The 22,925-nt window shown below is 73.9% G+C and carries 26 protein-coding genes; 10 read left to right on the top strand and 16 right to left on the bottom strand.

Annotated elements, in window-relative coordinates:
* Position 1: 1 nt before the first annotated feature.
* From crtYh to NR072_RS07195, 7 genes are all read right to left on the bottom strand, one after another.
* Positions 2 to 355, bottom strand: coding sequence for a C50 carotenoid gamma-cyclase subunit beta CrtYh (gene crtYh, locus NR072_RS07225; RefSeq protein ID WP_010079998.1), 354 nt, complete (start codon positions 353 to 355; stop codon positions 2 to 4).
* Positions 352 to 741, bottom strand: coding sequence for a C50 carotenoid gamma-cyclase subunit alpha CrtYg (gene crtYg / locus NR072_RS07220; RefSeq protein WP_036314902.1), 390 nt, complete (start codon positions 739 to 741; stop codon positions 352 to 354). Before crtYg ends, crtYh begins: the two co-directional genes overlap by 4 nt.
* Positions 711 to 1,595, bottom strand: coding sequence for a prenyltransferase (locus NR072_RS07215; protein ID WP_036314900.1), 885 nt, complete (start codon positions 1,593 to 1,595; stop codon positions 711 to 713). The genes crtYg and NR072_RS07215 overlap by 31 nt, the downstream gene beginning before the upstream one ends.
* Positions 1,592 to 3,292, bottom strand: coding sequence for a phytoene desaturase family protein (crtI, locus tag NR072_RS07210; protein WP_061866789.1), 1,701 nt, complete (start codon positions 3,290 to 3,292; stop codon positions 1,592 to 1,594). Before crtI ends, NR072_RS07215 begins: the two co-directional genes overlap by 4 nt.
* Positions 3,289 to 4,185 carry a squalene/phytoene synthase family protein gene (locus tag NR072_RS07205; RefSeq protein ID WP_010079994.1) on the bottom strand — a complete coding sequence of 299 codons (897 nt, stop codon included), beginning with the start codon at positions 4,183 to 4,185 and terminating at the stop codon, positions 3,289 to 3,291. Before NR072_RS07205 ends, crtI begins: the two co-directional genes overlap by 4 nt.
* A gap of 1 nt (position 4,186) precedes the next feature.
* The gene (locus NR072_RS07200) at positions 4,187 to 5,263 is read right to left on the bottom strand and encodes a polyprenyl synthetase family protein (RefSeq protein WP_010079993.1); all 1,077 of its coding nucleotides are present in this window, start codon (positions 5,261 to 5,263) and stop codon (positions 4,187 to 4,189) included.
* A 161-nt stretch (positions 5,264 to 5,424) separates the two neighbouring features.
* Positions 5,425 to 5,973 (bottom strand): hypothetical protein, encoded by a 549-nt coding sequence (locus tag NR072_RS07195; protein WP_020626537.1) that lies wholly within the window; start codon positions 5,971 to 5,973, stop codon positions 5,425 to 5,427.
* A gap of 145 nt (positions 5,974 to 6,118) precedes the next feature.
* Between NR072_RS07195 and idi the strand changes: the two genes are divergently transcribed.
* Positions 6,119 to 6,748 carry an isopentenyl-diphosphate Delta-isomerase gene (gene idi, locus NR072_RS07190; RefSeq protein ID WP_098094132.1) on the top strand — a complete coding sequence of 210 codons (630 nt, stop codon included), beginning with the start codon at positions 6,119 to 6,121 and terminating at the stop codon, positions 6,746 to 6,748.
* Positions 6,749 to 6,778: 30 nt separating this feature from the next.
* Here the strand turns inward: idi and trxA are convergent, their stop codons facing one another.
* On the bottom strand, positions 6,779 to 7,219 hold the full coding sequence (trxA, locus tag NR072_RS07185; RefSeq protein WP_069941388.1) for a thioredoxin: 441 nt from the start codon (positions 7,217 to 7,219) through the stop codon (positions 6,779 to 6,781).
* A gap of 212 nt (positions 7,220 to 7,431) precedes the next feature.
* On the opposite strand from trxA, the gene aroQ reads away from it, so the two are divergent.
* Entirely contained in the window at positions 7,432 to 7,884 is a 453-nt protein-coding gene (gene aroQ / locus NR072_RS07180; protein ID WP_256836653.1) for a type II 3-dehydroquinate dehydratase, read from the top strand.
* Between the two features lie 96 nt (positions 7,885 to 7,980).
* The gene (locus NR072_RS07175) at positions 7,981 to 8,463 is read left to right on the top strand and encodes a pyridoxamine 5'-phosphate oxidase family protein (RefSeq protein WP_036316730.1); all 483 of its coding nucleotides are present in this window, start codon (positions 7,981 to 7,983) and stop codon (positions 8,461 to 8,463) included.
* A 75-nt stretch (positions 8,464 to 8,538) separates the two neighbouring features.
* On the opposite strand, the gene rlmN is transcribed toward NR072_RS07175, so the two are convergent.
* Entirely contained in the window at positions 8,539 to 9,936 is a 1,398-nt protein-coding gene (rlmN, locus tag NR072_RS07170; protein ID WP_036316732.1) for a 23S rRNA (adenine(2503)-C(2))-methyltransferase RlmN, read from the bottom strand.
* Positions 9,929 to 10,801: an oxygenase MpaB family protein gene (locus NR072_RS07165; protein ID WP_036316734.1), complete on the bottom strand. Its 873-nt coding sequence runs from the start codon at positions 10,799 to 10,801 to the stop codon at positions 9,929 to 9,931. Before NR072_RS07165 ends, rlmN begins: the two co-directional genes overlap by 8 nt.
* Positions 10,802 to 11,146: 345 nt before the next feature.
* On the opposite strand from NR072_RS07165, the gene NR072_RS07160 reads away from it, so the two are divergent.
* Positions 11,147 to 11,419 carry a three-helix bundle dimerization domain-containing protein gene (locus NR072_RS07160; protein WP_223247481.1) on the top strand — a complete coding sequence of 91 codons (273 nt, stop codon included), beginning with the start codon at positions 11,147 to 11,149 and terminating at the stop codon, positions 11,417 to 11,419.
* 319 nt (positions 11,420 to 11,738) lie between these two features.
* On the opposite strand, the gene NR072_RS07155 is transcribed toward NR072_RS07160, so the two are convergent.
* On the bottom strand, positions 11,739 to 12,983 hold the full coding sequence (locus tag NR072_RS07155) for an isochorismate synthase MenF (RefSeq protein ID WP_036316739.1): 1,245 nt from the start codon (positions 12,981 to 12,983) through the stop codon (positions 11,739 to 11,741).
* A 198-nt stretch (positions 12,984 to 13,181) separates the two neighbouring features.
* Between NR072_RS07155 and NR072_RS07150 the strand changes: the two genes are divergently transcribed.
* From NR072_RS07150 to NR072_RS07135, 4 genes are read left to right on the top strand one after another with little or no spacing between them, the layout of a single operon-like run.
* A complete protein-coding gene (locus NR072_RS07150) occupies positions 13,182 to 13,976 on the top strand; it encodes a low molecular weight phosphatase family protein (protein ID WP_063188819.1) in 795 nt (264 codons plus the stop codon).
* Between the two features lie 9 nt (positions 13,977 to 13,985).
* Positions 13,986 to 14,366, top strand: coding sequence for a metal-sensitive transcriptional regulator (locus NR072_RS07145; protein WP_002856860.1), 381 nt, complete (start codon positions 13,986 to 13,988; stop codon positions 14,364 to 14,366).
* Positions 14,367 to 14,407: 41 nt separating this feature from the next.
* Positions 14,408 to 14,626 carry a heavy-metal-associated domain-containing protein gene (locus tag NR072_RS07140; protein WP_036339566.1) on the top strand — a complete coding sequence of 73 codons (219 nt, stop codon included), beginning with the start codon at positions 14,408 to 14,410 and terminating at the stop codon, positions 14,624 to 14,626.
* A 4-nt stretch (positions 14,627 to 14,630) separates the two neighbouring features.
* Positions 14,631 to 17,114: a cation-translocating P-type ATPase gene (locus NR072_RS07135; RefSeq protein WP_159228204.1), complete on the top strand. Its 2,484-nt coding sequence runs from the start codon at positions 14,631 to 14,633 to the stop codon at positions 17,112 to 17,114.
* Positions 17,115 to 17,165: 51 nt separating this feature from the next.
* Here NR072_RS07135 and NR072_RS07130 read toward each other — a convergent pair whose 3' ends face one another.
* Positions 17,166 to 17,579, bottom strand: a complete 414-nt coding sequence (locus NR072_RS07130) for a DUF4259 domain-containing protein (protein WP_036316745.1) — start codon at positions 17,577 to 17,579, stop codon at positions 17,166 to 17,168.
* 111 nt (positions 17,580 to 17,690) lie between these two features.
* On the opposite strand from NR072_RS07130, the gene NR072_RS07125 reads away from it, so the two are divergent.
* Positions 17,691 to 18,248 (top strand): SRPBCC family protein, encoded by a 558-nt coding sequence (locus tag NR072_RS07125; RefSeq protein ID WP_061866782.1) that lies wholly within the window; start codon positions 17,691 to 17,693, stop codon positions 18,246 to 18,248.
* 149 nt (positions 18,249 to 18,397) lie between these two features.
* On the opposite strand, the gene NR072_RS07120 is transcribed toward NR072_RS07125, so the two are convergent.
* Both NR072_RS07120 and NR072_RS07115 read right to left on the bottom strand, forming a co-directional pair.
* Positions 18,398 to 18,715, bottom strand: a complete 318-nt coding sequence (locus NR072_RS07120) for an antibiotic biosynthesis monooxygenase (RefSeq protein ID WP_256836647.1) — start codon at positions 18,713 to 18,715, stop codon at positions 18,398 to 18,400.
* Positions 18,712 to 19,152 carry a hotdog fold thioesterase gene (locus tag NR072_RS07115; RefSeq protein WP_020624653.1) on the bottom strand — a complete coding sequence of 147 codons (441 nt, stop codon included), beginning with the start codon at positions 19,150 to 19,152 and terminating at the stop codon, positions 18,712 to 18,714. The genes NR072_RS07120 and NR072_RS07115 overlap by 4 nt, the downstream gene beginning before the upstream one ends.
* Before the next feature lie 61 nt (positions 19,153 to 19,213).
* Here NR072_RS07115 and NR072_RS07110 point away from each other — a divergent pair, with 61 nt between their 5' ends.
* Entirely contained in the window at positions 19,214 to 20,119 is a 906-nt protein-coding gene (locus tag NR072_RS07110) for an alpha/beta fold hydrolase (protein ID WP_256836645.1), read from the top strand.
* Positions 20,120 to 20,273: 154 nt separating this feature from the next.
* On the opposite strand, the gene adhP is transcribed toward NR072_RS07110, so the two are convergent.
* Positions 20,274 to 21,305, bottom strand: a complete 1,032-nt coding sequence (gene adhP, locus NR072_RS07105; protein WP_192593772.1) for an alcohol dehydrogenase AdhP — start codon at positions 21,303 to 21,305, stop codon at positions 20,274 to 20,276.
* Positions 21,306 to 21,358: 53 nt separating this feature from the next.
* Positions 21,359 to 22,882, bottom strand: coding sequence for an aldehyde dehydrogenase family protein (locus NR072_RS07100; protein WP_256836644.1), 1,524 nt, complete (start codon positions 22,880 to 22,882; stop codon positions 21,359 to 21,361).
* Positions 22,883 to 22,925: the final 43 nt, after the last annotated feature.

Genomic DNA, 22,925 nt, shown 5'->3' with positions numbered 1-22,925 from the left:
GTCAGCGATCGTCCGGGTGGGGGCGGCGTCCCGGCCGACGGCCGCGCCGATCGGCACGACGGCTCGTCAGCAGCAGCCAGAGCGCCGGCAGCAGCAGGGCGGAGCCGAGCGGGTAGGCGAAGTCCTCCACGGGCGCCTGGCCCACGTAGGCACCCACCAGCAGCTCATGGCCGTAGTCGAAGAGCCCCGCGGCGATCATCACGTTGTCGAAGACCGCCGTGAGGGCCCACAGGGCCACCAGGGTGGCCGCCACGGCCCGCAGGTGCTCGCCCCGCACGCGGCCGACGAGGGCGGCGCCCACGAGCACGGCCAGGGCGAAGCCCACGAAGACGAGGACGAGGTCGAGGAAGGTCACCGGCTGCCCCCGTCGGTCGGATCGGCCGGCGTCGCGGCACGGGCGTCACCTCGCCGGCCGCGCAGCAGGCGCAGCGCCCCGGTGAACAGCACCATCGTGATCTGGCTGAGGAAGAGCAGGAAGAACCCCTCCTCCAGGGGCAGCTGGGGGGCGAGCATCACCCCGGTCATGTAGGGCGACTGCCGGTGCAGGAACACGCCTTCGGCGATCCCCCACAGGTCCCAGGCGAAGAAGTAGGCCACCCCGGCGGCCAGCACCAGCAGCGCCGGGAGCGGGCGATGCCACAGGAACAGCTCGAAGCGCCGGTCCACCAGCAGCATGCAGCCGATGACACCCAGCAGGGCCAGCAGGTAGATCATGCCGCCGCCCCCCGGGTCAGCGCCCACCCGATCAGCAGCAGGGTCACGAGGAAGCCGGTCACGTAGTTCAGCGGAAGGAACAGCTGCCAGCCGCGGTGGGCCGCGCCCGAGGTGGCGTCCGTGATGCGGCGGAAGCGCAGGGTGTTCACCACGTAGGGCACGGCCAGCAGCGCCGCGAGCGGGCCCGGCGGGTCGGTGGCCAGCAGCAGCAGGCCCGCCGCTGCGTACAGGCCGGCGGCGAGCAGGACGGTGCGCCGAGCGCCCAGCACGGTGGCCACCGAGGCCAGGCCCCCCTCCCGGTCCGGCACCACGTCCTGCACCGCCCCGAACATCTGCGAGGCCATGCCCCACAGGAAGAACGCCCCCAGCAGCGCCGCCAGGGCGGGCGTGGGGGTCGCCCCGGCCAGCGCGAGGCCGTAGACCGCGGGGGAGACGAAGTGGGTGGCGGAGGTCGCGGCGTCCAGGAAGGGCCGCTCCTTGAACCGCAGCCCCGCCCAGGAGTACGCCACCACCGCGAACAGGCTCACCGCGAGCACCAGCACGGCGGCCCACTCGCCCCGCACGGCGGACCAGCCCGCGAGCACGGCCACGAACGGCACGGGCAGCAGCACCGACCACGCCAGCACCCGGCGGCGCACCGCGGGGTCGCCCAGCACGGAGCCCTCCACACCCCCCTTGCGGGGGTTGCGCAGGTCCGAGGCGAAGTCGAACACGTCATTGATGCCGTACATGGCCAGGTTGTAGGGCACCAGGAAGAACACGACGCCCAGGACCACCAGCCACGCGGGCAGCCCCCCGGTCAGGATCGCGGCGGCGGCGAACGGGTAGGCCGTGTTCACCCAGCTGACCGGCCGGGACGCCCAGAAGAGGGTGCGGATCATGTGCCGCTCCCCCCGGGGCCCGCGGGCCGGGCCCTGCGCGCGTCGTGGCGCAGTTCGTCCCGGACCACTTCGGCGGAGATCAGGCACATGGGCACCCCGATTCCCGGGCGCACCGAGGAGCCCGCGTACATCAGGCCGGCCACGTCCGCGTCCCGCACCGAGGGGCGGAACATGGCCGACTGCGCCAGCGTGTGCCCGGGGCCCAGCAGCGAACCCCGCCAGGCGTGCACGTCCGCGGCGAAGTCACCGGGCCCGTAGGTGCGCCGCACCACGATGCGCTCGGCCAGGTCGGGGATCCCGGCCCAGCGGGCCAGCTGATCGAGGGCCCGGTCCGCCACGGCCTCCACCTGGGCGTCCCCGGCGCGGTCCACCCGCCAGCTCTGGCCGTCACGGACCCGGATGCCGCCGCGCCCCCACCCCGGCTCGGCGGGGGCCGGGACGAGGATGAAGAGGTTCTCGTCGCCCTCCGGGGCCACGCCCGGGTCCGTGGCGGAGGTGCGCGAGACGTAGATCGACGTGTCCGCGGCGAGGTCCTCCCCCCGCTCGATGCGCCCGAAGTTGTCCTCCCAGTCCGCCGTGAACAGCAGGGTGTGGTGGGCCAGCTGGGGCAGGGATCCGCGCACCCCCACGCACACGAGCACGCCGGAGGGACCGGGGTCGCGCCGGTCCCACGTGGACTCCGCGACGCGCCGGCCGGGAGGCAGCAGACGGGTCTGCACGTGGTGCAGGTCCGCGGCGGCCACCACCACATCGGCGTCGAGGCGTCCCGCGGCGCCGTCGTCGGACCGCCAGGCGACGCCGGTCACCTGGCCCGGGCGGCGACGTCGGCCCTCGTCCCCGCGGGCTGCTCCCGGCCTGGGCAGGCGGGCGGCCAGGCGTCCGAGGCGGCCGGCGGGGGCGGGACGGTCCACGACCTCCACGGCGGTCGCCTCGACCCCGGTGCGGATCTCCACACCGGCCTCACGCACGACCTCCGCCATGGCGTCCACGAGGGCCGCGAACCCGCCGAGGGGGTACTGCACGCCGTCGGCGAGGTCCAGATGGGACATCAGGTGGTACATGGCGGGGGCACGGTCGGGGGACGTGCCGAGGAAGACCGCCGGGTAGCCCAGGATCTGGCGCAGCCGGGGATCCTGGAAGCGGGCCGCCACGTGGGAGCGCAGGCCCCCCAGCAGCTGGGGCCCGAGGGCCGGCAGGGCGCGCAGGACGTCCGGGTGGGCCAGGGCGGCCGGCCGGCGGAAGTCCGTGTAGAGGAAGTGCTCCTTGGCGAGCCCGTAGATCCGGGACGCGGAGTCGAGGTAGGCCCGCAGCCGGCGCCCGGCGCCGGGCTCGAGGGACTCGAACAGCGTCTCCGCGTGGCCGGTGCGCACGTCCACGGGGGGCTCGTGGAGGTGCCCCTCGAAGTACACCCGGTAGCCGGGGTCCAGACGGCGCAGGTCCAGCCGTTCGGCGGCGGAGGTCCCCATGAGGCGGAACCAGCGGTCGATCACCTCGGGCATCAGGTACCAGGAGGGCCCGGTATCGAAGGTGAACCCCGCCTCAGACCAGCGTCCGGCACGGCCGCCCAGGACGGCGCCGCGCTCCAGCAGCGTCACCCGGTGCCCGTCGCGGGCCAACAGGCCCGCCGTGGCCAGTCCGGCGAAACCGCCGCCCACCACCACGGTGCGCGGGCCGAGAGCGGTGTCCCGGGCGCTCATCGGCGGCCTCCCCGGCGGCCCCGTGCCAGGACGCGGGCGGCGATCCGGGCCTTCTGATGGTCCGGCACCCGGACACGGCGGTGGGCCAGCTCGGCCGCCGGGGTCGCCTCGATCCGGTCCACCAGGGCCGCGAACAGTCCGTGCGCCAGGGCCACGGCGCGCCCGGCCCCGGGGTCCAGGACACGGATGCCGGGCAGGGCGGCGTCGAGGTCGGCGCGGACCTCGGCCACGAGCTCGGCCTTGCGGGCCTCGGTGAGCACGCCCGGTGCGGCACCGGGCAGGTAGGTGCGGCCCAGCTCGTGGTGGTCCGCGGCCAGGTCCCTGAGGAAGTTGACCTTCTGGAACGCCGCCCCCAGCCGGGAGGCCTGCGCGCGCAGCTCCTGCCGCTGGCCCGGGGTCCGGGCCCGCGTGCCGGGGAGGGAGAGGAAGACCTGCAGGCACATCAGCCCCACCACCTCGGCCGAGCCGTGGATGTAGGCGTCCAGGGACTCGGCGCCGTGCTCGCGGATCCCCAGGTCCGCGCGCATGGAGGCGAAGAAGGGACGGGTCAGCTCCGGGGTGATGCCGTGGCGACGGGCCACGTCGGCGAAGGCGTGCAGGACCGGGTCGGTGGCGAAGCCCGACGCCATCGCGGCCTCACACGCCCGCTCGTAGTCGTCCAGGGCGGCGCGGACCCCGGCCTCGTCGAGCCCGGCGGCCACCGCGACGCCGTCGACCACCTCGTCGGCGACGCGGACCATGGCGTAGATCGTGGCCACGTCCTGGCGTGCCTGCCGGGGCAGGGTGCGGCAGGCCCAGGAGAAGGACGTGGAGTAGCGGCGGATCACCTGGGCCGCTGCGGTGTGGGCCGTCCGCGTGTACAGCGCGGCAGGGCTCGGGGTGGGCGCGGCCATCTCAGGACCTCCGGGTCAGCACGGCGTGGCAGGCGTCGGCGAACTCCGCCCGGACCGTCTCGTCCAGGGGCAGGGCCGCGATGCGCTCGCGGGCGCGGACGGTGAGCTCGGCGGCGACGTCGAGGGCGTGCTCCCGGGCACCGGCCGCCTCGAGGGCGCGGCGGGCGGCCTCGATGTCCGCGGGGGTGGCCGGGCCCGCGTCGAGCAGGGCGCGGACGGCGGGGATGCGGCGGCCGTGGGCGGTGAGCACGGTGGCCTTGCCCTCGCGCAGGTCGCCGTCGGCGGACTTGCCGGTCTCCCCGGGATCGCCGAACACGCCGAGGACGTCGTCGATCACCTGGTAGGCGGCGCCGAGGTCGGCGCCGGCCTCGCCCATCGCCCGGGCGAGGTCGGGATCCGCCCCGGCCAGGAGGGCGCCGGCGCGCAGGGGCGCGCCGACCGTGTAGTGCGCCGTCTTGAGCCGTTGCATGGCGAGGATGCGGTCGGGATCGGGCTCCTCACCGGTGTGGCGGGACAGCCCCAGGAGCACGTCTTCGAGCTCGCCGGCCGCGGTCACGGCGGCGGCGTCGAAGACGACGGCGGCGGCCTCGGCGGCCCGGGCGGTGTCGGCGGCACAGGTGGCGGCGAGCCGGAACGCCTGGGTGAGCAGGACGTCCCCCGCGATGAGGGCGACGGCGACCCCGGCGTGGGCGGCGTCCGCGGCGGGCACCCCGCGGGCCTCGAGGCGGTGCCGGGCGGAGGCGTGCACGGCGGGCTGGCCGCGCCGCAGCACGTCCCGATCGATGACGTCGTCGTGGACGAGCAGCGCGGTGTGCAGCAGTTCGAAGGCGGCCCCGAGTCGGTCGACGGCAGCGCGGCCGGACGGAGGGACCGGGTCGGCGGTCGCCAGGCGCCAGCCGAGCTCGACGAGACGGGGGCGGATGAGCTTGCCGGCGCCCACATGGACGTGGAGCGAGTCGAGCAGCTCGGCGAAGGCGGCGGATCCGGGTGCCTGGGCCGCGGCATGTCGGAGCGCGGCGTCCAGCTCGGCGGTCACCCCGGAGAGCGCGGCCTCGCCGCCCGTCCTCGCTTCACCCATGGCGCCTCCTCGGTGGCGGACACGACGCGGCACCGACCGCCGCATCTGTTCGACCGTCTAACTTCTGGACGCAGAAGACACTACGGGCCGCGCCGGTCCCGCGTCCATCCGCGGCGGTCCCGGGCGGCGCGATCTCACGACGCACGGGGCCGCCGGCGGGATCAGGCGTCGGCGGACGCCGTCTCCAGGGTGATCTCCGGGTCCACGATCTGACCCTCCCACTCACCGGAGACCCCGTACACGACGCAGTGCTTCTCGTCGGTGCCGTAGTTGCCCAGCTCGGAGGAGGTCAGGACGGCCCCGTTCAGCTGGTCCTCCTTCTCCTCGCTCAGGCGCTGGGCCTGGGCGGTGCAGGTCTGGGCGGCGGCGGGGTCGGCCTCCTCACCCTCGGCCACGGCCGGCACGGCCCACAGGTACTCCGCGGTGTGGGCGCCCTCGCAGTCGGTGGTCTCGAAGGAGGACAGGTCACGGGCGCCGAGCGGGGCGGTGAAGCACGTGCCGGCCTCGTAGTCGGCCGGGGCCGCGGACAGCGACGACGCCGAGGCGGACGACGACTCCGCACCCTGCGCGGACGCGGAGGCGGGCGCCGTCGTCGAGGCGGACGCGTCGGCGTCGGACGAGTCCTGACCGCCGCACGCGGTGAGGGCCAGCAGCGCGGCAGCGGACAGGCCGGCAAGACGGGCGGAACGGGACAGGGCGGCGAAGGCCATGGGATGCTCTCCTGGAGTGACGTGGGACGCGCCGGGGTGTGGCGCCGACCTCAGCACTCTAGCCACGCCCGGCCGTCGGGATCGGGCCGAGGTGACGTGGCCCACATCTGATGGGCGGCCCGGCTCGCCTGCCACACTGAGAGGCATGCAGACCCCGGCCACGCCCTCCCCGCACGACCGCCCCTCCCCCGTCGTCCGACCGTGGATGGCGGCCTCGGACGTCCCGGCCGCAGGCCCCGACGACGTCGAGCGCGTGGTCCTGCTGTCCCCGGCGGGCGAGGCCGTGGGCACAGAGGCCAAGGCCACGGTCCACCGCCGCACCGAGGACGGCGGCACGGCCCTGCACCTGGCGTTCTCGTGCCACGTCTACGACGACGCCGGACGGTTCCTGCTGACCCGCCGCGCACTCGGGAAGAAGGCGTTCCCCGGGGTGTGGACCAACGGGTTCTGCGGGCACCCCGGGCCCGGCGAGTCCCCGGCGGAGGCCGTGCTGCGCCGCGCCCCGCAGGAGCTCGGCGTCCCGGTGCGCGACGTCGTCGAGGTGCTGCCCGACTTCCGCTACCGCGCCGTGGACGCCTCCGGCATGGAGGAGCACGAGGTCTGCCCCGTGTTCCGGGCCCGGATGCACGGCGACCCCGCCCCGGAGCGGGACGAGGTCGCGGAGTGGTGCTGGGTGGAGCCGGCCGAGCTGACCGCCGCCCTGGCCGCCGTGCCCCGCGCGTTCAGCCCGTGGCTCGTGGAGCAGTGGCAGCAGGGGGCGTTCGACCCGCGGTGAGCGGCCGGCGCGGCGACGCCGCGCGGGCCGTCAGCGGCCGTTGACGTCGTCGAGGTGGGCGGCGGTGGACTGCACGGCCTCGTCCTGCCCCGGCTCGGCGTCGCCCTGCTGGCCCTGCTGCTCCTCGGCCAGGCGGCGGACCTCTGCGATGTCGAGGCCCTTGACCTGGTCGAGCAGCTGCTCGAGCGCGGTGCCCGGCAGGGCGCCGGCCTGGGAGAACACGAGCACACCGCCGCGGAAGGCCATGAGCGTGGGGATGGAGGTGATGCCGGCCATCGCCGCCAGCTGCTGCTGGTCCTCCGTGTCGACCTTGGCGAACACGACGTCCTCGTGCTTCTCCGAGGCGGCCTCGAACACGGGGGCGAACTGGCGGCACGGGCCGCACCAGCCGGCCCAGAAGTCCACGAGCACGGTGTCGTTCTCGGCGACGGTGGAGCCGAACTCCTCGAGGGTCAGGTCCTTGGTGGCCACGGTGGGTCCTTTCGTCAGCGGGGCCGACGCGCTCACGCCGGCGATCGTCCTGCCGACCACAACGGACGCCCCGCGGCACCTATTCCGCCCCACCCCGCTTTCGTTCGGGAAACGGCGGCGTGTCCCGGCACTTTCGTTCGGGAAACGGGCGCCTTCCACGCACTGTCGTGGCCGAGACGGGAGCCGTCGTCGTCGCTTCCTAGACTGACCGCATGACCGCCACTACCGCCCTGCCCCTGCTCGTGCTCAACGGCCCCAACCTGAACCTGCTCGGCACCCGCGAGCCCGAGGTCTACGGCACGGCCACCCTCGACGACGTCCGTGCGCTCACCGAGGCCCGCGCGGCCGAGCACGGGCTGACCGTGGACTTCCGACAGTCCAACCACGAGGGCGAGCTCATCGACTGGATCCAGGAGGCCCGCACCTCCCACGCTGGCGTCCTCATCAACCCCGCCGCGTACTCGCACACCTCCATCGCGATCCGCGACGCCCTCGCCGCCGTCGACCGGCCGATCGCCGAGGTGCACATCTCCAACGTCCACCGGCGCGAGGCGTTCCGACACCACTCGCACGTCTCCGCCGTCGCCGACGTCGTGATCGCCGGGGCGGGCGTCCAGGGCTACGCCCTCGCCGTCGACTGGATCGCCGCGGCTGTGCGCCGCTGAGCGCTGGTCAGGACCCGGCCGGTCGGGCCTAGGGTCGGTTCGACGAGCCGGTGGCCGCATCAGGGCGCCGGCACCCGACGACGAAGGAGTCACGCCATGGGCACCCAGGATCCCCGCACCCATCTGCTCGAGAAGCTCGCGAAGGTGCACGTCTGCATGCTGACCACCGCCGAGGCGGACGGCACGCTCGTCACCCGCCCGATGGGCCTGCAGCAGGCCGAGGACGGCGGCACGCTCTGGTTCATGACGCGCTCCACCTCCGACGTCGCCGCGGACGCCCCGCAGCGCCCGGTCAACGTCGCCGTCCAGGACAAGGACTTCTGGGCCTCCCTCGCGGGCCACGGTCAGCTCGTCCGCGACGACGCCCGCAAGAAGGAGTTCTGGAACTCCGCCACCGAGGCGTTCTTCGGTGAGGGCTCGAGCCCCGAGGATCCGCAGATCGTGCTCGTGCGCGTGGACGTGAACACCGCCCAGTTCTGGGAGTCCCCGGGCGCGGTGGCCACCGCCGTCGAGATGGTGAAGGCCAAGGTCACCGGCGGGACCGCCGAGCCGGGCGACAGCGAGACCGTTCGCTTCTGACGGCGCTTCCCGACGCCGGCCCCGCGGCTCATCCGCGGACGGGCCGGCGAGCGCCGCGCAGGAGACCTCGACAGGTCAGTCGACGTCCTCGGCCGCCAGCTGGCCGCACGCGCCGTCGATCTCCTTGCCGCGGGTGTCGCGCAGGGTGGTGGGGATGCCGGCGGCGTTGAGCCGGTCCACGAACTCGCGCGTCACGTCCTTCTCCGAGGCCGTCCAGATGGAGCCCGGCGTCGGGTTCAGCGGGATCGGGTTCACGTGCACCCAGCCCTTGCCACGGGCGTTGAGCTTCTTGGCCAGCAGGTCGGCACGCCACGCGTGGTCGTTCATGTCCTTGATGAGCGCGTACTCGATGGACACCCGGCGGCCGGTGGCCACGAAGTAGTCGTACGCGGCGTCGATCGCCTCGTCTGCCTTCCAGCGCGAGTTCACCGGGATCAGCTCGTCGCGCAGCTCGTCGTCCGGCGCGTGCAGGGACAGCGCGAACGTCAGCGGCACGCCCTCCTCGGCCAGCTTTCGGATGGCCGGCACCAGGCCCACGGTGGACAGCGTGATGTTCCGCGCGGACATCCCCAGGCCCTCGGGCGAGGGGTCCACCATGCGGTGCACGGCGGCCATCACGCGCTTGTAGTTGGCCAGGGGCTCGCCCATGCCCATGAACACGACGTTGGTGACGCGGTCGGCGTCGTGCCCGCCGTCCTTGCGCTTGCCGCCCAGCCCGCCCTGGGCGATCACCTGGTTGGCCAGCACGATCTGCTCCACGATCTCCGCCGTGGACATGTTGCGGGTCAGCCCGGCCTGGCCCGTGGCGCAGAACGGGCAGTTCATGCCGCAGCCGGCCTGGCTGGACACGCACAGCGTCACGCGACCGGGGTACCGCATCAGCACGGACTCCACGAGCGCGCCGTCGAACAGCCGCCACAGGAATTTGACGGTGTCCCCGCGGTCGGTCTCCATGCGCCGGACCTCGGTGAGCAGCGGCGGGAAGAACGCCTCCGCGATCGCCTCCCGCTTGTCCTTGGGCAGGTCCGTCATCTGCTCCGGATCGGTGGTGTAGTGCTCGAAGTAGTGCACCGAGAGCTGCTTGGCACGGAACGCGGGCAGCCCGATCTCCTTGGCCTTCTCCTGCCGCTCCTTCAGCGTGAGGTCGGCCAGGTGGGTGGGCGGTTGGGAGACGCGCGGCTGCTTGAACTGCAGCTGCGGTCGGCCGTCCGGGCCCATCGGCTGGGTCCAGCCCTCGGTCTTCGGCATCACCTGGGGCCGCTCGGCGGTGGCGGCCTCGCGGCGCTTGGGCGCGGAGAGCTGGTGGCCGACGCCGGCGCGGCGCATGCGCTCCCGGTCCTCGGCGAGCTGGCGCGCCTCGGACTCGTCGATCAGGCCGCGCTCGGGGCGGCCGAGGGCCGGCTTTCCGGCGCGGTCCCTCTGGCGGTTCGGGGTGGACTTCGATCCGGGGCGGCGGGGCTGGTAGTCAGACATCGCCACCATTCTCCCAGACGGAGCGGACATCGCGGCGGGTCGCTCTCACGGCGACGGCGTCGCCCAGCTCCGGCATCCGGGGCAGCCCCCGCAGGACCCAGCGGACGACGACGCCGCGCACCGTCGCCGGCAGCGGCCGGTACAGGGTGCGCGCCAGCCCCCAGAGGCGTGCCTCCCGGACGGAGTCCCGCCCAGTCCAGGACCAGCCGAGGCCGGCGCGCACGCGGCCTGGGAGGAGACCGGCGGTGACGAACCGGGCCAGGGGCATAGCCGCCCGCAGCGGCGCGGGGACGCCCTGGCCGGAGAACAGGTCGGCGGCGACCCGCCGCGCGTCGTCCGTGACCTCGAGCCGGGCCACCCGGTCGTCCCAGTAGTCCGCAAACGCTGCGCGGTCGACCGGCCAGGCGGAGGCGGGGACCTCGAGGCTCGTGGCGAGCGGGGCGTACCCGCGGTAGAGGCGGTCGGCGTCCTCGGCGTCGAGGGCGCCCCACATCCGGCGGCGCACCTGCTCCCCCATCGCATAGAGGGTGGCGGCCACCCAGAGCTGGGCGTCCGGGTCGGCGGCGTCGTAGGGGTGGCCTCCGGCGTCGAGCCCGCGGACCGGGCGGTGCGCCGCCCGCACCCGGTCGACGACCGCGTCGCGCAACGGCGCGGCCTCGGGGAGGGTGACCGCGTAGATGTAGGCGAGCGTGTGGCGGAGCCGGCGCATCGGGTCCTCGGTGAACCGGGAGTGGACGGCGACGCCGGCCCCCACCGGCCGGTGCGCCACCTGGAGCAGGATCGCCGCACCGGCACCGGCGAGGATCACGGCCTCGCGGGCGAGGGCGGCCGCGGAGGTCGGGGCGGAGTGGCGGTCGGGGCGCATGGTCCCAGCCTCGCACCGGACCGGGCGGAGGGGCAGGGAGCCAAGATGAACGGTGCCGTTCACCTTCTGTTCATCTTGCTGTTCGCCTGCCGCTCGTGGCACCTCGATCCGAAAACCGCATGATTGCGCTGATTTTGCGCCATCCAGGCATGTGTGGCGGAGTGCCTCAGGTCACGTTGGTGAACACGGAGTTGCACTCTGGGAGGAAATCTGTAAACTTGTTCACAAGCAGTTCACCTAGCGTTTACGGAACGCGAGGTCGGGACTCCACCGAACTCATCACCCGCGGCCCCGCCGCGACGATCCGCCGGACTCGTGGTCCGGCAACCGAAGGAGGTGCTCACCGTGAGCATCAACACGACCAGCCACCACCTGCCCACCGCCCCGAGCCCCCTCATGCAGCGCCACGTGCTCCAGCGCGTCGAGGAGACCCTCCTCCGCCGCTTCGAGGGCACCGTCACCGCCGAGACCGTCCGCTCGGTCGTCCGCGAGGTCGTCGCCGACCTCAAGCGCGGCGCCCGCATCACCACCTTCCTGCCGGCCCTCGCCGAGCGCGAGGCCACCCGCCGCCTCCAGGCCACGACGCCGGCCCACGAGGCCATGGCCGTCGCCGCCTGATCCCCCACACCGACGCGAAGACCCGTCGGCCCGCCCCGCGAGGGGCCGTGGCCGGCGGGTCTTCTCGCGTCCCAGACGCTTTCGTTCGGGAAACGGCGGGCCCCAGGACGCTTTCGTTCTGGAAACGGCGGGCCCCAGGACGCTTTCGTTCGGGAAACGGCGTTACTGCTCCTTGCTGATGAGGCCATCCGGCACCTCCGCTCCTGGGCGCCGTTCCATCGCCGCCCACGCGAATCCGGCGTGCGGCGCCATTTCCCGAACGAAAGCACCGCGACACGCCGCCATTTCCCGAACGAAAGCGCGACCGGCACGGGAGGCCTCAGTCCTCGGCGACGCCCAGCGCTCGGCGCATCGGCAGGAACTTGGCCCGGATCTCCGTGACCTCCTCCTCGGGCACCGCTCCCGGGACCATCCCGCCCCCGGCCTGCAGCCGCACCCCGCCGGGCACCTGCTGGCCGCAGCGCAGTGCCAGGGCGATCTCGCCGTCGCCGTCCTGATCCAGCCACCCGACCGGCCCGGCGTAGCGGCCGCGGTCCACGGGCTCGACCTCCGCGATCACCCGCACCGCGTCCGGCGTGGGGGTCCCGCCGACGGCCGCCGTCGGATGCAGCGCGGCCACCACGTCCAGCACGGTCCCCCGCCCATCCCGCAGCCGGCCGCGCACGGACGTGGCCAGGTGGTGCACGTTCGGCAGGGTCAGGACGGTGGGCGCGGGGTCGTCATCGGCGAGGTCGACGACGGGCGCCAGCGCGTCCAGCACCGACCGCGCGGCCCAGCGATGCTCCTCCGCCAGCCGCGGATCAGAGGCCAGCCGCTCCCGCAGCGCGGCGTCCTCCTCCTCGTCCGCGCCGCGCGGCATGGACCCCGCCAGCACCCGCGAGCCCACGAGCCCCGCGTGCCGCGTGGCGAGGACCTCGGGCGTGGCGCCCAGCAGCCCGCCGACGGCGAACACCCAGGTCTGCGGGTACTCGCGGCGCAGCTCCCCGATCGCCCGCCACAGGTCGGCGTCGTCCGCGGGGACGGTCATCGTGCGGCTGATCACGACCTTCGCCAGCTCCCCGCCCGAGTCGGCCATCCGCGTCAGCAGCTCGCGCACCCCGGCCGCGTAGCCGGCGTCGTCCCAGGCACGGTCGGCGACGCCGGCGGGCAGGGGCACCGCACCGTCGGCCAGCAGCCGGGCTCCGCGGTCCGCGGCGACGGCGGCTGCGAGCGCGTCCGCGTCCACGTGCTGGGCCACGTCCCGCACGCCGGACGGCGTGGCGCGGCGCAGATCCGCGGGGATGCGCAGGACCGCGGGCTCAGGCGAGTCGTCGGCGAAGGTCGAGGAGATCCAGCCCCGCAGCGGGGCCGTCGGGTCCGGTCGCCCGGCGACGGCGGTCTGCCACAGCGCGGAGAGTCGGCGGAGCCGGTCGGTGCCGTCCAGGAGCACGGTCCAGCCGCCCTCGCCCCGCCACGCGTCGTCCCCGTGCGCCCACAGCACCGCCCGGGCGAACGGGGGGACGGCGGCCTCGGGGGCCCCGGTCGCGGGGGCGCCGAGGTCCGGGAGCAGGGAGCGGACAGACATGGCCCCCATTCTCTCCCACCTCGGCGGACCCCCGCTCCGGGCCCGGGCGTCGGCCACCGCCCCGACGACGGCGGCGAGCAGCGTCGTCGGGCGCGGAGGGATCCCGTCAAGGCTTGCGCCGGCACACCCGACGTCGCAGGGTGGGGGCACCCGTTCACCTCGCGTTCAGCCGACCGCCTTCCCCGGAGGACTCGCACCATGACCCCCATCCCCCCGGACCCCCACGCCGATCACGCACCGGCGGTGGACGACATGCCGCTGGACACGACGGCCGCGCCGGACATCCCCGCCGCGGTGGACCCCGTGCCGCACGGGATGGCCGCGCACGTGCTCGAGCGCGAGGTCGGGCCGCTGATGGCGCGCTTCCCCGGCGTGGCCGACGAGGCGACGGTGCGTCAGCTCCTGTTCGACTCCTACGCCGAGCTCGCCGAGACGAGCCGCCACCCGGAGATGCTGCCGACCATCTCGGTGCAGCATGCCGCCTCGCGCCTGCGCGCCAGGGCGATCAACCAGGGCAGCATCGAGTCCCGCCACCCGCGTGTGCTGTTCGTCTGCCACGGCAACGCCGGCCGCTCGCAGATGGCCGCGGCCCTGCTCGAGAACCGCACCCACGGCGAGGTCAGGGCCCGCTCGGCCGGCACGGAGCCCGCCGGCGAGGTCATCTCCACCGCGTTCGAGGCGATGAACGAGATCGGCATCCCGCTGCACCACACGTACACCAAGGGCCTGGACCCGGACGTGCTCCGGGCCGCCGAGATCGTGGTGCTCTTCGACGGCGCGGATCCGTTCGAGATCCCCGAGGGCGCGCAGGTGCAGAAGTGGTCCGTGCCGTCGATCCGCGGCATGAGCCTCGAGCAGGTGCGCGGCGTGCGCGACGCCCTGGACCTGGAGGTCCGCGGCCTGATCGCCGATCTGGGCGAAGCCGCCACCCCGCTGCCGGAGGAGGGCACCCGCGTCGGCCGACCCCTTGACCCATACCCCCCTGGGGTATAGAACGGGGGTATGAGCACGGACAGCACGACGACGGCGCCCGCCGCCGCCTCGCCCCTTCCGTCCGCCGCGGCGGATGCCTGCGACGGCCACCGGCCCCCGCACGAGGTCCACCGGGACAAGGCGAAGCACCTGGCGCGACTGCGCCGCATCGAGGGGCAGGTGCGCGGCCTCCACCGCATGGTGGACGAGGACGTGTACTGCATCGACGTCCTCACGCAGGTCGCCGCCGTCACGAAGGCGCTGCAGTCCCTCAGCCTGAATCTCACCTCGGAGCACCTGCGTCACTGCGTGGCGGAGGCCGCGGTGCAGGCCGAGGCGGAAGGCCGCACCGAGCTCATCGACGAGAAGGTCGCCGAGGCGACGGCCGCCCTCGGCCGCCTGCTGCGCTGACCGGCGCCGTCGCCCACCCACCACCGCACGAGGAGCACGAGATGACCACCACCGACCTGAAGATCACCGGCATGACCTGCGGCCACTGCGCCGCCTCCGTCCGGGAGGAGCTCGGCGAGATCGCCGGCGTCTCCGCCGTGGACGTGGACCTGAACGCCGGGGGCGTGTCCACCGCCACCGTCACCTCCGAGGGCCCCCTCGACCCCGCCGCCGCGCGCGCCGCCGTCGAGGAGGCCGGCTACACGCTGGTGGAGGCCTGACCCCATGACCCACCCCGCCTCCTCCACCCCGGCCGGCCCGCAGTCCGAGACCACCCGCCGCGTCGACCTGGACGTCACCGGCATGACCTGCGCCTCGTGCGTGGGCCGCGTCGAGCGCAAGCTGGGCAAGCTCGAGGGCGTCACGGCGTCCGTGAACCTGCCGCTCGAACAGGCGACCGTCACCGCGCCCGCCGGCGTGTCGGACGAGGAGCTCGTGGCCGCCGTCGAGAAGGCCGGGTACGGCGCCACCGTGCGCCGTCCCGCCCCGCCGGCCGGACACGCCGGACACGCCGGGCACGCGCACACCTCCGAGCACGGCGAGGAGCACGGCGAGGAGCACGGCGAGGAGCATGCCGCGGACCATGACGGCGTGGACCACCACGACCACATGGCCCACGGTCCGAGTGAGGACGTGCTCACACCGCGCCTGATCGGCGCGGCGGTGCTGACGGTGCCGCTCGTGCTGATCTCCATGGTCCCGGCGCTGCAGTTCCCGCACTGGGGCTGGGTCGCGTTCGCCCTGGCGGCGCCCGTGGCGCTGTGGGCGGCGTGGCCGTTCCACTCGGCGGCGTTCCGCGCGGCCCGGCACGGCTCGTCCACGATGGACACCCTCGTGTCCCTGGGCGTGCTCGTCTCCTTCTCCTTCTCGGCCGTGGAGCTGATCCTGGCGCCGGACATGACCGCCCACGTGGGCGGGACCATGGCGGAGATGGCCCACCACAGCCTGTACTTCGAGACGGCCGCGGTCATCACCACGTTCCTGCTGCTGGGCCGCTGGCTCGAGGCCCGCGCCAAGCGGGAGGCCGGCGCCGCGCTGCGGGCCCTCCTGGACCTGGGCGCGGCCCAGGCCACCCTCTACGACCCCGAGACCCACGACGAGCGCACGGTGCCCGCCGAGTCCCTCGCGCCGGGCGACGTCGTGCTGATCCGCCCCGGCGAGAAGGTGCCCACGGACGCCGAGGTGCTCGAGGGCACCTCGGCCGTGGACGCTTCCCTGCTCACCGGCGAGTCCGTGCCCGTGGAGGTCGGCCCCGGGGACGCCCTCACCGGCGCCACCCTGAACACCTCGGGCCGGCTCGTGGCCCGCGCGACGCGGGTCGGCTCGGACACGACGCTCGCCCAGATGGGGCGGCTCGTCTCCGAGGCGCAGACCGGCAAGGCGCGCGTGGCCCGGTTGGCCGACCGCATCTCCGCCGTGTTCGTGCCGATCGTGCTCGGGATCGCCGTGCTGACCTTCGCGGTGTGGATGATCGTGACCGGCGACCTGCCGTCCGCGCTGCGCGCCGGCGTGGCCGTGCTCGTGATCGCGTGCCCGTGCGCCCTCGGCCTGGCGACCCCGGTCGGCCTGCTGGCCGGCACCGGCCGCGCCGCGCAGCTGGGCATCCTCATCCGCGGCCCCGAGGTGCTCGAGGACTCGCGCACCGTGGACACGATCGTGCTGGACAAGACCGGCACCGTGACCGAGGGCCGCATGGCGCTGGCGGACGTGCTCGTCCTCGACCCCGCTTTCGTGGCCGAAACGGGCGCCTCCCGGAGCGCTTTCGTTGACGAAACGGCGCCGGACCAGGCCGCCGACGTCCTGCTGACCCTGGCGGCCGCCGTCGAGCGCGGGTCCGAGCACCCGATCGCCCGCGCGATCGTGGCCGGCGCCGAGGAGCGTGGCCTGACCGTGCCCGGCGTGGCGGACTTCGCCTCCACGGCCGGCGGCGGCGTGTCCGGGCTGGTCGCCCTCCCCCACGACGACGGCGCACCCGGCTCCGGCGCGCACGGCGCCGCCGGCCCGGATCCGGTCCGCGTGGCCGTCGGCCGCGGCTCCGTCCTCGAGACCGCCCTCGACGGCGGCATCCCCGCCGAGCACCGGGCCGCGTTCGAGGCCGCGGAGCAGGCCGGCGCCACGGCCGTGTGGGTCGCGGTCGGCGGCCGCGTGGCGGGCGTCCTGTCCGTCCGGGACACCGTGAAGGACACCTCCGCCGACGCGATCGCCCGCCTGCGGCAGATGGGCCTGCGCCCGCTGCTGGTGACCGGCGACAACGCCGCCGTCGCCGCCCAGGTGGCGGAGGCCGTCGGGATCCCGGCCGAGGACGTGGTGGCCGGCGTGCGCCCCGAGGACAAGGTGGACGTGGTGACGCGCCTGCAGTCCGAGGGCGCCGTGGTGGCCATGGTGGGCGACGGCGTCAACGACGCCCCGGCGCTCGCCGCGGCGGACATGGGCATCGCCATGGGCTCGGGGACGGACGTGGCCCGCGAGGCCGCGCAGATCACCGTGATGGGCGACGACCTGCACCAGGTGGTCCAGGCGCTCGACCTGAGCCGCCGCACCCTGGGGATCATCCGGATGAACCTGTTCTGGGCGTTCCTCTACAACGTGCTCGGCATCCCGGTCGCGGCCCTGGGCCTGCTCAACCCGATGATCGCCGGCGGCGCGATGGCGGCCTCGAGCGTGCTCGTGGTGCTGAACTCGCTGCGGCTCACCCGCTACGCGCGCTGAGCCGGGGCGGGGCCGAGCGCGGGCCGGGTCCACCCCGGCCCGGCCGGCCGGTCAGGGCAGGCATTCGCGGGAGTACTCGAGCCACTGCTCGAGCTCCCCGGACTCCTCCCAGAGCTGGTAGAGCTCGGAGCAGGAGGGCTCGCGGATGACCACGCCGATCAGCTCGCGCAGGGTCTCGACGTCCTCGTCCGAGAACTGGTCGATGAAGGCGGTGAGGTCCACCTCGTCCGTCTCCGCGTGCTCGAGCAGGGCCTCGAGGTCCGCGTGGTCCTCGTTCCGGGCGATCCGCACGAGCGCCCCGAGGGTGAGGAGTGCGGCGCCCTGGCTCGCGGTCAGGTGGCCCTCGTCCTCGTCGCGACGGAAGTTCTTGCGGAACTCGTCCAGGTCGAAGGTGCCGTCGAGGACCTCGTCCACGATGTCCAGCGCGGTGTCGTTCTGGAAGACGTTTCTGCCCCATGCGCCCATGACCTGACCCTAGGCCCGGGGCGGGCCCCCGGCAAGAGTCCTGTGGTGTCCCGCCGAGGGGTGCCGTCGCCTCCGCTTCCGGTGTCCGCGGCGGTTCCTAGACTGGGCGGCATGAGCACCGAGCCGACCCCCTCGTCCGCCACCCCCGAGACCGAGTCCGCCGCCGCGCCGTCGTCGTCCGGGCTGCCGCAGGCCGCCCCGCAGGCGGCGTGGCCCGAGCGCGTGGAGACCGGCGAGCACCAGGTGTCCTACCGGGTCACCGTGGCCGCGCCGGCGCACGAGCTGTGGGCGATGCTTGCGGACCCGCACCGCCATCACGAGGCGGACGGATCCGGGACCGTGCGGCCGAAGGTGAGCGGGCCGCACCGGCTGGCCGTGGGCGACCGGTTCCGCGTGGCCATGCGAAAGTACGGGGTGCCGTACACGATGACGCTGACCGCCACCGCCGTGGACGAGGACGAGCTCGTGGAGTGGGCCCACCCGGGCAGACACCGGTGGCGCTGGGCGTTCCGGGACAACGGGGACGGCACCACCGAGGTCACCGAGACCTTCGACTACTCGTGGGCCCGGCCGGCCGTGCGCCGCGCGTACGAGCTGCTGCGGGTGCCGGCGGACAACGGGCGGGGCATCCAGTCGAGCCTCACGCGGTTGGCCGGCCGTCACCTCTGAACCGACCGCGTCTCAGTCGGCACTTTCGTTCGGGAAACGGCGGCGTGTCGGGCACTTTCGTTCGGGAAACGGTCGGCCCTCGCGCCGTTTCTCGAACGAAAACGCGCCGGGGACCGCCGTTTCCCGAACGAAAACGGGGGGTGCGGGGGTCAGACGGCGGACCAGTGGGTCGCGGCCGGCAGCTGCGCCAGGTGCGGGGTGACGAGCGCCCGCCACGCGAGGAACGCGTCGGACTCGCGGAAGGCCACGGTGTGGTCCTCGAGCGTGCGCCAGCCGATCAGCAGCCGGTAGCGCGCCGGGTCCTCCACCTGCCGGGACAGCGCGAAGGACGTCGCGCCCTTGTCCCGGAACAGCGGCTCGGCCTCGGCGACGGCGGCCTCGAACGCCGCCTCCGCCCCCGCGGCCACGTGCAGCTCCACCGACTCGACGACCGGCCCGGCCGTCGTCGCGTCCTGCCCGGCGCTCACGCGTGCACCCGCGGGCTCGTGGAGTGGCCGGTGAACCAGGCGACGAGCTGGCCGTCCGCCTCGATGCCGACCTCGATCATGCGGTCGCGGCCGAACTCCACCGACTGGCGGGCGGTCGCCACGAGGTGCGCGCCGAGCCTGGCGGGCGCCACGTAGGTGATCTCGGCGCGCCGGGTGACGGGGGCGGCGCCGAAGGTCGCCACGCAGTACGCCAGCGCCGAGTCCGCGAGGTGGAACAGGAAGCCGCCGTGGCAGATCTCGTGGGAGTTCACCATGTCCGCGGTGACGTCGCGGTGCAGCACCACGCGCCCCTCGGCCACCTCGCCGAGGGTGACGCCGTGCTCGCGCACCGCGGGGTCGTTCGCGTAGATCTCCTCGAGGCGGGCGAGGATCTCGTCCCGGCTCTGGCCGGACGAGCTCTGGGGGGTCTCAGTCATGGGCCCATTGTGTCGCAGGTCTGTGTCGCAGGTCGCGCCGCCCCGCGCCTAGGGTGGCGGCGTGACGCAGACCACCTCCACCCCCGTGCGCCTCCGCGCCCGCGACGGCTTCGTGCTCGCGGCCCGCCACTTCGCCCCCACGACGACGACGCCCCCGGCCCGGCCCGCCGGCGCGGTGGTGATCGCCTCGGCGACCGGGGTGAAGGCCACGTACTACCGGCGCTACGCGGAGTTCCTCGCCGGCCACGGGTTCCACGCGGTCACGTTCGACTACCGGGGCGTCGGGGAGTCCCGTGAGCCGTTCGCCGTGGCGCGGCGGGCGCGGTGGGCGGACTGGGGCGCCCTCGACGCGGACGCCGTGCTCGGCTGGGCCCGGACGCGCCTGCCCGGCCCCCTCCTGACGGTGGGCCACAGCTACGGCGGGTTCGGCATCGGGCTCGCGGACGAGGCGCGGCATGTGGCCCGGCACGTGGCCGTGGGCGGGCAGCACGCCCACTGGCGGGACTACCGGGCGCGGCCGGGGCGTGCACGGATGTGGGCGCGGTGGCACGCGGCGATGCCGGCGATCACGCTGGCCCGCGGGCACTTCCCGGGGCGGCGGCTCGGCTGGCTCGAGGACCTGCCGCGCGGGGTCGCCCTGGACTGGGCGCGCAGTCGCCGCGACTTCACCGCGAGCGCCCGCACCGGCGCCGGCCGGGACGAGCTGCGCCGTCGTCTGGCCGCGTTCACGGCGGACGCGCTGATCGTGGCGCCCGTGGACGACGACTTCGGCACCGACGCCGCCCTCGACCGCGCGGACGCCTACTCGCCGGGTCGGCAGACGGTGCGCTGGCGGGTGCGGCCGGAGGAGCTCGGTGTCGCGGAGATCGGGCACTTCGGACTGTTCCACGCGCGGTTCGCGCCGACCTTCTGGCCGGCCACGCTGGAGTGGCTGCGCGACGGCGTCGCCCCGGCCGCGGCCTGCTGAGGCTCGCGCACCGGAATCGCTGCGGCCCGCCCCGTCCCCGCGACGACGACGGCGGCCGCCCCGGCCCGGGTCTCCGGGCGGGACGACCGCCGTCGCACTGGTGCGCGTGATGTGTCGATACTACCCCGCGCCCAGCCGACGCCCAGGCGACACGTCAGTCCTGCATCGCGTAGTCGATGACGACGCGGCCCTCGATCTTGCCGTGGCGCATCTCGTCGAACACGTCGTTGATCTCGGTGAGCGGGCGGGTGTGGAACGTCGGGTGGATCTTCCCGGCCTCGTAGAACTCGAGTGCCTCGACCATGTCCTGCCGGGTGCCCACGATCGAGCCGCGGATGGTCAGGCCCTTGAGGACGATGTCGAAGATCGGCGCGGGGAAGTCGCCCGGGGGCAGGCCGTTGAACACGATGGTGCCGCCGCGGCGGGTCATCGCGATGGCCTGGCCGAACGCCTGCGGGTGCACGGCCGTGACGAGCACGCCGTGGGCGCCGCCGATCTTCTCCTGGATCTCCACGGAGGGGTCCGCGACGTTCGCGTTCACGGTCAGCTCCGCGCCGTGCCGGGAGGCGAGCGCCAGCTTGTCGTCCGCGACGTCCACGGCCACCACGCGCATGCCCATCGCCACGGCGTACTGCACCGCGATGTGCCCCAGGCCGCCGATGCCGGAGATCACGACCCACTGCCCGGGCCGCACCTCGGTCTGCTTCAGCCCCTTGTACACCGTGACGCCGGCGCACAGGATCGGGCCGACCTCCATCGGGTCCGCGCCCTCGGGGATCAGGGGCGCGTAGCGGGCGTCCACGAGCATGTACTCGCCGAAGGATCCGTTCATGGAGTAGCCGCCGTTGATCTGCTCCTCGCACAGGGTCTCCCACCCGGTGCGGCAGTACTGGCAGTGGCCGCACGCGCCCCACAGCCACGCGTTGCCGACCATGTCCCCGACCTTGAGGTTCTCGACGTCGGGTCCGACCTCCTCGACGATGCCCACGCCCTCGTGGCCCGGGATGAACGGCGGGGTCGGCTTCACCGGCCAGTCACCCTCCATCGCGTGCAGGTCCGTGTGGCAGACGCCCGAGGAGATGAGCTTCACGAGCGCTTGGTGCTGGCCGGGCGTCGGGCGCTCGACCTCCGTGACGTCGGCCTCTGTGCCGAACTGGGTGACGACGGCTGCCTTCATCGTGGTCATGGGGATCACCTTTCGTGGAGTGGGGAGGGGGGTCGTGCGGTGCCGGCACCGGCTCAGAAGAACCCGAGCTTGTCCTCGGAGTAGGAGACGAGCAGGTTCTTGGTCTGCTGGTAGTGGTCGAGCATCATCAGGTGGTTCTCGCGGCCGATGCCGGAGGACTTGTACCCGCCGAACGCGGCGTGGGCCGGGTAGGCGTGGTAGTTGTTCACCCACACGCGACCGGCCTGGATCGCCCGGCCCGCGCGATAGGCGGTGTTGCCGTTCCGGGACCACACGCCGGCGCCGAGCCCGTAGAGCGTGTCGTTGGCGATCCGCATGGCGTCGTCGAAGTCGGTGAACGTGGTCGTCGAGACCACCGGCCCGAAGATCTCCTCCTGGAAGATGCGCATCGAGTTGTCCCCGCGGAAGATCGTGGGCTGCACGTAGTAGCCGCCGGACAGTTCGCCCTCCATCTCGGCGCGGGCGCCGCCGATCAGCACCTCGGCGCCCTCCTGCCGGCCGATGTCCAGGTAGGACGTGATCTTCTCGAGCTGGTCGTTGGAGGCCTGGGCGCCCATCATCATGTCCGTGTCGAGGGGGTTGCCGGTCACGATGCGCGAGGTCCGCTCCACGACGGCGTCGAGGAACTTCTCCGCGATCGACTCCTGCACGAGCGCCCGCGACGGGCACGTGCAGACCTCGCCCTGGTTCAGCGCGAACAGGGTGAAGCCCTCCTGCGCCTTGTCCCAGTAGGCGTCGTCGGCCGCCATGACGTCCTCGAAGAAGACGTTGGGCGACTTGCCGCCCAGCTCCAGGGTCACCGGGATGATGTTCTCCGAGGCGTACTGCATGATCAGCCGGCCCGTCGTCGTCTCACCCGTGAACGCGATCTTGCGGATGCGCGGCGACTGCGCGAGCGGCTTGCCGGCCTCGAGGCCGAAGCCGTTGACCACGTTGACGACGCCGGCCGGCAGCAGGTCCGCGATCAGCTCGATGAACACCATGATCGAGGCCGGCGTCTGCTCGGCGGGCTTGATCACGACGGCGTTGCCCGCGGCCAGCGCGGGCGCCAGCTTCCACACCCCCATCAGCAGCGGGAAGTTCCACGGGATGATCTGGCCGACCACGCCGAGCGGCTCGTGGAAGTGGTAGGCGACGGTGTCCTCGTCCACCTGGGACAGGCCGCCCTCCTGCGCGCGGATCGCGCCGGCGAAGTACCGGAAGTGGTCGATGGCCAGCGGCAGGTCCGCGTTGAGGGTCTCCCGGACGGCCTTGCCGTTGTCCCAGGTCTCCGCGACCGCCAGCATCTCGAGGTTCTCCTCCATGCGGTCCGCGATGCGGTGCAGCACGAGCGCACGCTCGGCCGCCGAGGTGGCGCCCCAGGCCGGGGCGGCCTTCCAGGCGGCGTCGAGGGCGACGTCGATGTCCTCGGCCGTGCCGCGGGCGACCTCGCAGAACACCTTGCCCGTCACGGGCGTGACGTTCTCGAAGTACTGGCCCTTGACCGGGGGTGTCCACTCTCCTCCGATGAAGTGCTCGTAGCGGGACTTGAACTCGACCTTGGCGCCCTCGGTGCCGGGGAATGCGTAGACGGTCATGGTGCTGGCTCCTTTGCCTGCGGTTGCCTCGGCGCCGGTGGCG

The sequence above is a fragment of the Micrococcus sp. Mcc89 genome (assembly GCF_024519795.1).
Classification (GTDB): domain Bacteria; phylum Actinomycetota; class Actinomycetes; order Actinomycetales; family Micrococcaceae; genus Micrococcus; species Micrococcus luteus.
This window is presented reverse-complemented; position numbering and strand designations above follow the sequence as displayed.